Source organism: Pseudomonas sp. R1-1, from assembly GCF_051132135.1.
Classification (GTDB): Bacteria; Pseudomonadota; Gammaproteobacteria; order Pseudomonadales; family Pseudomonadaceae; genus Aquipseudomonas.
Genome location: NZ_CP071663.1, coordinates 2,095,008 through 2,107,548, shown reverse-complemented (window position 1 = coordinate 2,107,548; position 12,541 = coordinate 2,095,008). Strand labels below are relative to the sequence as shown.

At 58.3% G+C, this 12,541-nt stretch carries 11 protein-coding genes; 4 read left to right on the top strand and 7 right to left on the bottom strand.

From position 1 onward, the window contains the following. Nucleotides 1–69: 69 nt before the first annotated feature. A complete protein-coding gene (locus tag J3P75_RS09630; RefSeq protein ID WP_434710062.1) occupies nucleotides 70–729 on the top strand; it encodes a winged helix-turn-helix domain-containing protein in 660 nt (219 codons plus the stop codon). A 382-nt stretch (nucleotides 730–1,111) separates the two neighbouring features. Further along, nucleotides 1,112–2,506: an undecaprenyl-phosphate glucose phosphotransferase gene (locus J3P75_RS09625; RefSeq protein WP_434710061.1), complete on the top strand. Its 1,395-nt coding sequence runs from the start codon at nucleotides 1,112–1,114 to the stop codon at nucleotides 2,504–2,506. Nucleotides 2,507–3,390: 884 nt separating this feature from the next. Here J3P75_RS09625 and J3P75_RS09620 read toward each other — a convergent pair. From J3P75_RS09620 to galE, 6 genes are all read right to left on the bottom strand, one after another. Further along, nucleotides 3,391–5,469, bottom strand: a complete 2,079-nt coding sequence (locus J3P75_RS09620) for a YjbH domain-containing protein (protein ID WP_434710059.1) — start codon at nucleotides 5,467–5,469, stop codon at nucleotides 3,391–3,393. Further along, nucleotides 5,466–6,227 carry a capsule biosynthesis GfcC family protein gene (locus J3P75_RS09615; RefSeq protein WP_434710057.1) on the bottom strand — a complete coding sequence of 254 codons (762 nt, stop codon included), beginning with the start codon at nucleotides 6,225–6,227 and terminating at the stop codon, nucleotides 5,466–5,468. Before J3P75_RS09615 ends, J3P75_RS09620 begins: the two co-directional genes overlap by 4 nt. Next, on the bottom strand, nucleotides 6,224–6,889 hold the full coding sequence (locus tag J3P75_RS09610) for a YjbF family lipoprotein (RefSeq protein ID WP_434710055.1): 666 nt from the start codon (nucleotides 6,887–6,889) through the stop codon (nucleotides 6,224–6,226). Before J3P75_RS09610 ends, J3P75_RS09615 begins: the two co-directional genes overlap by 4 nt. A gap of 11 nt (nucleotides 6,890–6,900) precedes the next feature. Then, nucleotides 6,901–7,962: a polysaccharide biosynthesis/export family protein gene (locus tag J3P75_RS09605; RefSeq protein ID WP_093099929.1), complete on the bottom strand. Its 1,062-nt coding sequence runs from the start codon at nucleotides 7,960–7,962 to the stop codon at nucleotides 6,901–6,903. Between the two features lie 144 nt (nucleotides 7,963–8,106). Then, nucleotides 8,107–8,343 (bottom strand): hypothetical protein, encoded by a 237-nt coding sequence (locus J3P75_RS09600; protein WP_016775457.1) that lies wholly within the window; start codon nucleotides 8,341–8,343, stop codon nucleotides 8,107–8,109. Nucleotides 8,344–8,574: 231 nt separating this feature from the next. After that, nucleotides 8,575–9,591, bottom strand: coding sequence for a UDP-glucose 4-epimerase GalE (galE, locus tag J3P75_RS09595; protein ID WP_434710053.1), 1,017 nt, complete (start codon nucleotides 9,589–9,591; stop codon nucleotides 8,575–8,577). 387 nt (nucleotides 9,592–9,978) lie between these two features. On the opposite strand from galE, the gene galU reads away from it, so the two are divergent. Both galU and J3P75_RS09585 read left to right on the top strand, forming a co-directional pair. Continuing rightward, entirely contained in the window at nucleotides 9,979–10,812 is an 834-nt protein-coding gene (gene galU, locus J3P75_RS09590; RefSeq protein ID WP_090284675.1) for a UTP--glucose-1-phosphate uridylyltransferase GalU, read from the top strand. Nucleotides 10,813–10,859: 47 nt separating this feature from the next. Then, nucleotides 10,860–11,270: a mannose-1-phosphate guanylyltransferase gene (locus J3P75_RS09585; protein WP_434710051.1), complete on the top strand. Its 411-nt coding sequence runs from the start codon at nucleotides 10,860–10,862 to the stop codon at nucleotides 11,268–11,270. A gap of 106 nt (nucleotides 11,271–11,376) precedes the next feature. Here J3P75_RS09585 and J3P75_RS09580 read toward each other — a convergent pair whose 3' ends face one another. Further along, entirely contained in the window at nucleotides 11,377–12,507 is a 1,131-nt protein-coding gene (locus J3P75_RS09580) for an SGNH/GDSL hydrolase family protein (RefSeq protein ID WP_434710049.1), read from the bottom strand. Between the last annotated feature and the right edge of the window lie 34 nt (nucleotides 12,508–12,541).

Here is a 12,541-nt window from a genome sequence, read left to right as displayed (position 1 = left end):
TCCGAGGAAGCTATTGCTCGCCTGCCGATTTTCTTTTAGCCAATTTTGGTATGTATTCAGGAGAGAGACATGGAAACCAGTACAACCCTCCCAAGGAAATATTTTGTTGTCGTGACTCACAGTACAACGTCGCAACGTGAACTGGAGAGCATCCTGTCCAGCGAACGTTTCAACTCGTTTGGCACGTCGCAGGCACAAATGTTTGTTGAAGGTGTTGCTTCGCCCTCCTCCGCGCCAATGGTGATGGAGTTCACATATCCGCACATCAGTCGAAAAAATGTCGCGCGCAGTATCGAGCACGATACTCAGCGAATTCTGGCCACACTTGAATCGGAATGGCTGGCCGCGCAATCGGCAAATACGTTCCAGCACAATTCAGTCATTACCGGCGATATCAGCAACATGCCCCCTGCCGTCCAAAGCGATATGCCGTACAGCGCAACCTGGCATCTTGACCCGGAACAAGGCGCACTGGTCAGAGAAGGGGTCGAGATCAGTCTTACGGGTCTGGAAACAGCACTGGTGCGCAAAATGCTCAGCCATGAAGAGCGAGTTGTCAGCCGTGATGACTTGATCATCAGCATCGGTCGCGAACCGGAACAATACCGTGGCCTGGAAATGTGCCTGAGTCGTCTGCAAGACAAATTCAAAAGCGCCAGCAACGGTGAGCGTCTGTTTCGTGCGGTAAGAAATCGCGGTTATTGCCTTATCCAGGACATCGTCGCGTAAATAACGCCGACCTCCGCCAATAAAACAAACAGAACAAGTGCGATTACAAAAACAACAAGAGCACTCTGTTTGGCTTTATCCCTCCTTGAGTTGTACTTTCCTGCCTCCAACAGTAACAAAACCCACACCACATAATCACCCCCTGCTCTGCGACCTTTTCTAACACACTACTATTTAAATATTAAAATAGTTGGCACTGTGCCATCTTGTTAGAACTCGTCAGACACCATTCCCGGCAATAACTTAGTCTATTGACTGACGACAGTTCGGCATATCGATGTTGTTACCTCAGGACACTCGCTACAACAAAAACAATAAGTCTGCATAACAACTCGGATTTCAACTGTTGAAACCTGAATGGACGTCTTTTGGGGATATTCGTATGGATCTTTCTCTCAGTATCAATCGAAACACGGGCCTCAAGGGACTGACCTTTTGGGGCCAATGGGCACTCGCTCAGGCGTTCGTGGTAACGCTGCTGTTTATCCTGGCCGAGCAGCACACCGGTACGGTCGCGTTCTATTACCGAATGTGCGCAACGCTGGCGGTACTGGCCTCGGTACCGGCCTACACGTTCAGCGGCGTGTATCGCAAACGCGACAACTACCTGACCGGCCTGGGCCGGCTGTTCATGGGCTGGTCGATGACCATGGCAGCGCTGGCGTGTATTGCGTTTGTCTGCCAGGCCGATGAGCTGTTTTCGCGGCAGGTGATTCTGAGCTGGGCGGTGTATGGCTTCCTTGGTCAGGCGTTTCTTTACGCGCCGTTGCATGCGTTTTCCAAGTACTACCAACGCTCGCGTAAAAGCGAACACAAGACGCTGATCGTCGGTACCGGTGAACTGGCGCTGGGTCTGGCGAAGAAGCTCAGCCAGCTGGAAAACCTGCCGCTGGTGGGCTTGGTCAGCAACGGTGATGTGACCACGCTGGGTTCCGATGCACCGCGAGTCGTCGGCGCGCAGGAACAGTTGCTGGACCTGATCGCGGCCCATGACATCCGCCGTCTATACATCACTCTGCCGCTGTGCGAAGCGGCGAAGATCGAAGCGATGTATGTCGATCTGCTGGGTGCCAACGTCGATGTGGTGTGGGTGCCGGATCTGAACAGCCTGACGCTGCTCAATCACTCGGTGAAAGTCGTGGACGGTCTGCCGGCGATCTACCTGAACGAAAGCCCGCTGACCAGCCGCCCGACCGCCGCACTGAGCAAGAGTCTGGTGGAAAAGGCTGTGGCGTTTCTGGCGATTATCGCGCTGAGCCCGATCTTGCTGATCATTGCGCTGGCGGTGAAGCTCAACTCCCCAGGTCCGGTGTTTTTCAAGCAGGATCGCCATGGCTGGAACGGCAAGGTGATCAAGGTCTGGAAATTCCGCTCGATGCGTGTTCACGATGATCGTGATGTGAAGCAGGCCAGCCGCAATGACTCGCGCATTACCGCTGTCGGCCGTTTTATCCGTCGGACCTCGCTGGATGAATTGCCGCAACTGTTCAACGTCCTGCAAGGGCACATGGCCCTGGTCGGCCCGCGCCCGCACGCGGTCGCGCATAACAACTATTACTCGGGGAAAATACTCGCCTACATGGCGCGCCACCGGATTAAACCGGGCATCACCGGCCTCGCCCAGATCAGCGGCTGCCGTGGTGAAACCGACACCATCGACAAGATGCAGAAACGTGTGGAGATCGACCTGCAGTACATCAACAGCTGGTCGTTGTGGCTGGATCTGAAGATCCTGGTGAAGACACCGTTTACATTGCTGTCGAAGGATATTTACTGAGGTTCAGGGTTGCAAATGCAAGGGGACGAAAGTCCCCTTTTTTGTGGGCGGGATTTGGGGATGGGGCGGGTTGTGTGGCTTGGCAAATAACCCATGTAGGAGTGAGCCTGCTCGCGATAGCGGTGTGTCAGGCAACATGAATGTGACTGGACTGACGCTATCGCGAGCAGGCTCACTCCTACAGGGATTTGGGGGTGAGCCGGGATTTGTGGCTTGGCAAATAATCCATGTGGGAGCGAGCCTGCTCGCGATGGCGGTGGGTCAGGCAACATGAATATTGACTGGACTGACGCTATCGCGAGCAGGCTCGCTCCCACAGGGATTTGGGGTGAATCGGAATTTGTGGTCTGGCGAATAATCAGTGTAGGAGTGAGCCTGCTCGCGATAGCGGTGTGTCAGGCAACGGAGATGTTGACTGATACGACGCTATCGCGAGCAGGCTCGCTCCCACAGGGATTTGGGGTGCAACGGAATTTGTGGTCTGGCGAATAATCAGTGTAGGAGTGAGCCTGCTCGCGAAAGCGGTGTGTCAGGCAACGGAGATGTTGCCTGATACGACGCTATCGCGAGCAGGCTCGCTCCCACAGGGATTTGGGGTGAATCGGAATTTGTGGTCTGGCGAATAATCAGTGTAGGAGTGAGCTTGCTCGCGATAGCGGTGTGTCAGACAACAGAGATGTTGACTGATACGACGCTATCGCGAGCAAGCTCGCTCCCACAGGGATTTGGTGGTGGATCGGGATTTTTGGTCTGGCAAATAATCAGTGTAGGAGTGAGCCTGCTCGCGATGGCGGCGGGTCAGGCGACATAAATGTAACTGAACTGACGCTATCGCGAGCAGGCTCACTCCTACAGGGGATCTGTGTTGTAGCGGGGATCAGCGTCTACTCGGTTATCTTCTCGAAATTACGATAGAACATATCGCCTTCCCGGCTATCGGTCATCGAATGCAATTGATAGCTGAGATTGAGCCTCGCGCCGCCGTCTCGGGTCAGGGGGGCCCAGACCAGGTTGGCGCGGCGCATGGTCGACATGCTCATCATTTCGTCGAACGGGATCGACAGGTACAGGCCCTTGTCGAAGCTACCTTCGCCATATTCAGCGCTGCTGGCGGTGGTGATCGTCGCCCAGGCACCCACCCGCACGCCATTGAAAAACTCCCGAGAAATATCCACCGTCGTACCCCAATCCCCAGCCAGATAGCGACCGACACTCACCGCCGCCAGCGTGTCGAACGGCAGGTCGGTGTAGCCGGTAATGTGCCCGGTCACCACCGAGTAATCGCGCAAGGCAAAACCCTGATCGAAATCGCGCTGACGCACCCAGTTCAGGTCCGCGCCCAGTGACCAGCGCTCGCCCGTCGGGCGAAACAGCACCTCGGCGCCGACCCCAGCAAACATCGACTCCAGATAACCACCGTAGACCATGCCATACAGGTCTTTGTCGAGTTGCTCGGCATGGCTGACCTGGAACAGCGGCATGGTCGTGTTGGAGGTGGTCAGGTATTGCCGCAGATCGGTTCGCACACGCGGCAATCCGCTGGGCGCGTCGTAGCTGAATTTGTCGAAGTTGTTCGCCAGGTTGGCGCTGAGCAAGCCGCTCCACCAGGTGTTGCGGTTGAAACGATATTCGGCGTCAGCATCGGCGCTGAATTGATAGAGCAAGCCATCCGGACCACCGACGTTCTGCTTGAAACCCAGGCCCACGCCATAGCTGAAATGCTGCGGCGCCTCGCTGTAGAGGGTCGTCTCGTTGTGCGGCATCGCCGGGTTGATTTCGGTGGTGCGGTGCAGCGACTCCAGCGGCTCATCGTTGTTGATCACTTCGCGGAAGGTCTGGCGCGGAAGACTGGTTTCTTCCAGCGGCAGGTCGTAGCGCTTGTTGACCACGGTGAACCAGTCGATGTCGTCGTTGACGCTGTTATCGAGAATCCTGCTCGCCCGCCCTACCGCCTTGGACGAGTGGAAATAGCGCTGCTGCTCGCCGTAGACGATCAGCTCGGAATCACGCTGGGCGATGCGCTCGACTTTATAGCCGGCGTTCTGCTGCAAACGCCTCGATACATCGGCCCAATTGACCTGTTCCATCGTCGCGGTCGGGGCTTTTGCCGGCAGCGGTTCCGGGGTCGGGTCGTAGGTTTTCGCCGGAGCCTTGCGGCTGACGAAATTGGTATGAAAGGTCACACCGAACATCGCCGTGTTGCCGCGCTCCCACGCGGCGCTGACGTCGATCGAATCGGTGACCTTGAACACTGCGCCGAGGTTGATCGGCGAGTCCTGCTTGATCTCGTTGTCCTTCGGTTCGTTTTTGTAATCGTTGCCTTCGAACTCGAGCTTCAGACTGAGGCGATCCCACGGCGTCTGATAGCTCACGCCACCAAACAACGAAGGCCGGCCACGGAAATACGAACCGGAGTTGACGTCACCGGTGCCCTCGAGCGCCGGCCGGGTATCGAAGCGACTGCTGACATAACCCAGCGGGTTGTCAAAGTCGCCGCGATTGCCGATATAGCCCCAGGCGATGCCGGCGCTGAAATCGAAGTTGTCGTAGCGTTTGTTGGCGACGAAATATTCACTGGAGAACAAACCGGTACCACCGATATCGCGGAAGCCCAGCGCCACTTCCGGCGCCCAATGGCTTTCCTGCCACAGCCGGACTTTGGCGTCGACCGCCTTGTCCTTATAGCTTTGGCTGCCGCTCAGGGCCTCCGAGCCGTACGGCCGGTTGGTGATCGCGGTGTAGCGAAACGAGCCTTCGAGCCAGTCCAGCGGCTGCAACGACACGCTGTAGCGGCTGTACGGATCGGTGCGGTTGGCGTTGACGCTCAACTCCCCCGCCGGGGCCATGCGCGCGGTCGGCGTCTGCCACAGGCCGGTGCCACCGAAGTCATTCTGGGTAATGCGCGGCTCGGCGTGAGCCAGGCCACAGGGCAATAACAACACAGCTGCAAAACGTAACTTCAACGAACCACCTCGGCCAGCTGCGTGGCAATGAATTCGGCCAACTGCTGATTCAGTTCAGGAAGAGGCGGATCCAGATCATCATTTTTCAGCGGCACCAGAATCTTGCTGCCGGCCACCGGAAATTGCCCGGACTCGCGATTCCAATGAGCAATGCCAACGCGCCGCGACACGCCGTTGGGCTGGATCAGCCACAGGTAATCGGCTTCGGCATCGTCGAGAGTCGGACAGCCTTGCAGGTACTCACGCGCCTCCTGCAACGGCTGATACGGCAAGTGACACGGCGCGGCGACGGCGCCCAGGACTTGCACTTCATCGACCCGTTTGGGATAGACCAGACGATCGCCATCCTCGAGTCGAATATTGCGCGCGAAGCCGGTTTCCACCGCGACCGGGTCGAGATCGGCGATCTGCCGGCCGGTCACCGGCATCTGCCGCACCTCTTCAGCGATACGCTGCGCCAGCGCCACACGGCTCGGTTTGTCGAACAGCACAGCCATGCGCTGCAGCACCTCGAGATCGAACAGCACGCCGACCTTAAGCCGGGTCTGCTGCTCGATCAGCGACTGGCGCAGCAGGCCGCCGGCGAGCCAGTAGCCTTCGGCGTTCGGCACCGCCTCGCTGATCACATCGAGCAAGCGCCCGCCCGGTGGCAACGGGATCGGCCCGGGATTGGCGACATCGCCCGATACGGTGACGGCAGCCTGGCTGACCCCGGTCATCAGAATCAGCCCCGCAGACCACAATCTCAGGCGCTTCACGGCAGGTGCCTGCGAGCAGGCGTCAACTGCACGACCTTGACGCGCAGTTGCGTCGTCAGTTGCTGCTCGCTTTGCAGAATGAAGCCGTCGCGCGGATCGACCCAGTAATGATTGGTCGCGCGCAAGCCGATGGCCGGCGCGTCAATCTGCTCATCGACCCGCAGCACGGCGTAGTCCTTGTCGAGAATATTCAGGGTCGTGTCCGAGCGGCGGCTGAAGCGGCTGTTGACGATCACCCCGACTTCCTGGCCCTTGTACAGATCGATCCAGCGGCGCGTAGTGAAACCATCGGCGACGTGATGCAGGCCGCGCTTGAACGGCGAGTCATCGGCCAGGCGTGTGCCGTCCAGATCGCCTTCCAGGCCCAGGCCGATGCTGCGCACGGCGAGGCCATCGCGCAGCAGCAGGACTTGCTTGCCGGAGGCGACCCAGAACTGCAGGTCTTCGCGCTCGCGCATCAGCGCCAGCACGCCGGAGCCGGACGGCGTGGTCAGCTTCAGTTGCGGGTAATTGACCGCGGCCACTTCAGCGGCCGTCACGTCCACTTCGTCCGGGCCGACCACTGCGGCCTTGAGGTTGTTCAGCGACGCGCTCATCAGCGGATTACAACCACTGAGCAACGCCGCCGCGCACAGGCAGACGCCAACTTTCAACGTATTCACAGTCGGCGACCTTATTTGCTGTTGTTACTGTATTCGCTCCAGTTCTTCGCCGCGGAAGCCCCGGTGCCGACAATCGATGCCGACGGCACCAACTGGCTGATGAAGCGGTTCCAGCGCGTGACGTTGGCCGGGCCGACGTAGACCACGTCCTGCGGGCGCACCTGGAAATGCGAGGCCAGCGCCATGGCGGTCGGCGATTCGGCTTCCAGCTGATAGATCTTCGCCGGCTCGACATCGAGGTTTTCCACGCCACGAATGACGTACACCGCGTTGCCGTTGGAACTGGTCTGGCTCAAGCCGCCGACCGAACCGAGTACGTCGGAGAGATTCATCGTCGCCGTCTTGAAACTCAACGCGCGCGGCTGGTTGACTTCGCCCATCACGTAGATGCGCTTGTTGTCGTTGTACGGCAGATACAGCTGGTCGCCGCCCTTGAGAAAGACGTTCTGCAGCTCGGAATCCTGCTGATTGAGCGCGTCGAGATTGAGCGGATAAGTGCGCCCGTTGCGCGTCAGCAACAGCCCGGACAGATCGGCGTTGTTGGTGTCGATACCGGCCGAGCCGAGGGCTTCGACCACGCTCAGCGGGTTGGTGGAAATCGCTTGCGGGCCAGCCTTGGTGACCGCACCGGTGACCACGACTTTCTGGCTGGCAAAACGCAGCACGGCGACGTCGACCTGCGGCTCGGCAATGAACGCCGACAGGCGCTGCTCGATGTCCGCGCGCAGTTGCTGGATGGTGCGGCCGGCGGCCTGCACTTCCTTGATGAACGGGTAATACAGCGTGCCATCGGAGCGCACCAGACGGCCGTTGGCATCGATCTGTTGCTGCGCGCCGGACGGGGCCGTCAGCTCCGGGTGGTCCCATACGGTGATGTACAGCACGTCGTTGTTGCCGATGCGGTACTCGGCGGGAGTCGCCAACAGCTCCGCCGGCAGCGACTCGTGCTTTTGCGTCGCGCGGTTCATGGCGATCAGCTTCGGCGTGATCGGAATCAGCTCGACCCGGCTGCTTTCACTCGCGCCCTGGCGGGTGATGTCGCTGGTGCTGAGGTATTGACCGGGGGAAAACATGCAACCTTGCAGAGCGAGACTTGCCAACATTAAAAGATAAACACTACGAGTCATAATGGCACTACGCTATTCAAGGGCGAATCCAAAAACAAAGTCACCCGACTTGCGTCGGGCGACCCTGTACTGCACTAACAGAACTTCCTGTTAGTTATGCGTGCCGGTTGTACCGGTGGTACCCGTCGTACCGGTGGTACCGCCGTTGGCACTGCCACCGCTGTTGGACGCCGCTACAGCACTGGCAACCATTGCAGTACTGGCTGCGGGCGCTTGAGAAGCCGCCACACTGCCACCTACATTGGTTACCGCTGTCAACGGCGCTTCAGCGGCGGCAGCCCAGTTGCTCAACATCGTCAACAGGGCAACTGCCATCACTTTTTTCATATCAACTCCTTTCTAACATTCGACCTGTTAAAAAACCGGCCTGTGTTAGCGGTGGTAGAGTTCAAGTCCGCAAAAAGCGCGAACAAGATCCGTTGTTCTTTCACAGTCAAACGCAACTGATAAAAGTCGAACGGCAGGCTTATATCTACGGACTTGCAAAAGGCATTGCCAGTGTAATTTCCCGACGTTATCTAACAACCTGACTGAAAATAACATCGGACTAATTGGCCATCATCGCGAGTAGCCATCGGGATGATTGGATTGCCAGCGCCAGGTGTCGGCGACCATGTCCTGCAAGTTGCGTGTGGCTTTCCAGCCAAGTTCTTTCGCTGCTTTCGAAGCATCGGCAAAACTTTCGGCAATGTCACCGGCGCGACGCGGCATCATCCGGTACGGCACCGGGCGCCCACAGGCTTGTTCGAATGCCTGCAACACTTGCAGCACGCTGTAGCCATCGCCGGTGCCGAGGTTCCAGGTGTGAATGCCTGTGCGCTCGCCGATCGATTGCAACGCCTTCAGATGCCCGTCCGCGAGATCGACTACATGGATGTAATCACGCACCCCGGTGCCGTCGACCGTGGGGTAGTCGTTGCCGAAGATCGACAGTTCTTGCAGGCTGCCGACCGCGACCTGGCTGATGTACGGCACCAGATTGTTGGGAATACCGTTGGGGTCTTCGCCCATGTGGCCGCTCTGGTGCGCGCCGATCGGGTTGAAGTAGCGCAGCAAGGCGATGCTCCAGCGCGGCTCGGCGCGGCTCAGATCGCGCAACACGTTTTCCACGATCAGCTTCGACTGGCCGTAGGGGTTGGTCGGCGTGCCGGTCGGAAAATCCTCGCTGATCGGCATCTGTTCAGTCTCGCCGTATACCGTGGCCGAGGAACTGAACACCAGCCGGAACACCCCCGCCGCCGCCATCGCCTGACACAGCGTGACGCTGCCGCCGACGTTGGTTTCGTAGTACTCCAGCGGCTTGCGTACGCTTTCGCCCACGGCTTTCAGCCCGGCGAAATGCAGCACCGCTTCGATCTGATGCTCACGGAAGATCCGGTCGAGCAACGCGCGATCGCAGACATCGCCGCGAATCATCCAGGCACTCTTGCCGCAAATCGCTTCCACGGCGTGTAGTGCCGCATCGCTGCTGTTGCAAAGATTATCCAGCACCACAACTTCATAACCTGCTTCAAGCAATGCAAGTGTGGTATGCGAGCCGATATAGCCGGCGCCACCCGTTACCAGAATCTTCATAGCGCGGTCCGTCTTTTGGATAAGTGACAAGTAACGTGTCAAGCCTTGTGTATCGAACATGTGTCACAGTCGACACAAACAAGGCGACAACAACCGAAAACAAATTCAGTTCAATGACTGGCAATAAATATTTTTGCAGGTCACACTGTATTGCCGTTACTTATTAGCACTCCCGGCGCACTCATCACTATCAACAGATACCGACTAAAAATAACTAACAAGGCACTTACCGACATCCTCTAACATTGTCGGCTTTTAGCTGCCTGATCAATTGCAATGAATAACCTGACTCAGGTATTAAAGTAAGCCTTCAATCCTTATTGAAACTTGCCACCTGTTCCGGTGCGCAACCGTCGCCTGTGTTCCATGACTGTCCAGGATACTTTTATGATTCGTAAATGTTTGTTCCCCGCTGCCGGTTATGGCACGCGTTTTCTGCCGGCCACCAAAGCCATGCCGAAAGAAATGCTGCCGATCGTCAACAAGCCGTTGATCGAATACGCCGTTGAGGAAGCGCGGGACGCCGGGTTGCAACACATGGCCATCGTCACCGGTCGCGGCAAGCGTGCGCTGGAAGACCATTTCGATATCAGCTACGAACTCGAGCACCAGATTCGCGGCACCGAAAAAGAGAAATTCCTCGCCGGCACCCGCGAACTGATCGACACCTGCACCTTCTCCTACACCCGTCAGGTAGAAATGAAAGGCCTCGGCCACGCAATTCTCAGCGGCCGCCCGTTGATTGGTGACGAACCGTTTGCCGTGGTGCTGGCCGATGACCTGTGCCTGAACCTGGAAGGCGATGGCGTGCTGTCGCAGATGATCCAGCTGTACAAGAAATTCCGTTGCTCGATCGTCGCCATCCAGGAAGTCCCGGCTGACCAGACTCACAAGTACGGTGTGATCGCCGGTGAGCTGATCTCCGAGGGCATCTACCGGGTGAATAACATGGTGGAAAAACCGGCACCGCAAGACGCGCCGTCGAACCTGGCGATCATTGGTCGCTACATCCTGACGCCGGACATATTCGACCTGATCGCCGACACCCAACCGGGCAAGGGCGGCGAAATCCAGATCACCGACGCTTTGATGAAACAGGCGCAGAACGGATGTGTGCTGGCCTACAAATTCAAGGGTCTGCGCTTCGACTGTGGTGACGCCGAGGGTTACTTGCAGGCGACCAACTTCTGCTACGAAAACGTTTACCTCAAGGGCCGCTAAGACGGCTTAAGCATCGCGGATTCACTCATTATTTCAGGCAGGCAACCATGAACATTGCACACTATTCAGCAGAGATTGAACGTGAGGTGGACAACCTTGGAATGATGAGCTGGCTGTCGCGCCATCAGCCGTTGCCCAGCGCCAACGAAACCTGGCTGGGCACGATTTTGCTGGTGGAGCGGATCGGCGTGTTTCCGGCGTCCGGCGATATTCGCCGGCCGATGCGCGATCCCTATCCCCTGCTCGCACATTTGAAAACGCTGTACGGCGAGCAGGCGCTGGAAATGGATGACCGCGATGGCCTGAAAGTGATTTTCAGTGACTGGCGTTTCCGGGTGCGGATCTGCTGCAACGACCCGGCAATCATCATCAACGTGGAAACCCGTTGTGATGCGCGGTTGATGCCGCAGAAGCTCACCGAATTGCTCGATCAGGTCGACGCCCATACACAGAGCTGATCGTTCCCACGCTCTGCGTGGGAACGCCGCCCGGGACGCTCCGCGTCCCTTCGCCGGGTGACGCAGAGCGTCACAGGATGCATTCCCACGCAGAGCGTGGGAACGATCATCGTGAGGCAGCGTTGCAGTCAGTCTTGCCCCCCATGATCCAGCCATAAAAATAATCGGCAATCACCTTGCCGCCCGTGGCCGGCAGGGGATGAATCTTGTCCGGGCCGATCATCGCCGCGGCGTAGCGTTTGACGTCGGGGCCGAACGCGCATTGCAGGTTGGTGAACCCCAAATGTTGCTCACGCGCCCACGGCTCGAGCACTTGCGCATACGCCGCCATCGGGTAAGCGCTGGAACGTGTGGTGTCCTGGCGCATGATCAAATTGATGCTCGCCTCAGGCTGAATCTCACGAAGCATGCCGACCAGACCTTGCACGTTATGCAGATACTGCTCGGGCTTCACGCCGAAACCCTGGTCGTTGCCGCCGAGCATGATCAGATACACGTCGGCGGGGATTTTCGCTACCGCCGCTTTCCACTGCGCCTGCCATTGTGGGTCGGCGTGATAAAAATCCGCCGACGCCGCGCCCGAAGCCGCCAGTTTCGACACGCGAATGCCGGGCTGATCGTTGCGCATCCACAAGCCAAACAAGGTCGGCGCGCCTTTCTGCACTTCGAGCCTGAACGACCAGTCTTTTGCGGTGGACAGGCCGGCAAGCGGCACTTCCTGCACGCCCGAACCGGCAAGTTTCAACGGTTGCCAGTCTTGCGCCGGCGACCAGCGATAACGCAGTTCACTGGCTTCGCCATTGCCCAGGTACAACAGCTTCGCCTGAGTCACTGCCGTATCGATGCGCGGCGTAGGGTTGGCATCTACCTGCAGCCACGCGCCGGCGCGACCGGTCACGGTGCGGCTGTCGGGACTGGACTGGCCCAGCTCGGAGACTTTCCAGCCGCCACCGAAGTATTTATCGCTGCTGCGGGTGTATTTGAAGTGTGTACCGCCGAGTGCCGCGCCGTGGTTGAAACCGACGTAACCCGGCCCGGCAAAACCGGTTTCACCGGCTACCCGTTGCACCAGTTTGTTCAAATAGAAGTCCTGCCCGGCGGTGTAGCTGTCGCCGATCACCGAGACCGCCAACACCTTGCCGGCCTTGCCCTCACGCCACTGGGCAAAGCGCTCACGGGCGTCGCCCACCTGAATCACCGATGCAGATACGGGTTGGGCGTCATCAACTGCCACCATGCAAAATTTCCTTCAGTCTGGAATGAGCCCCGCG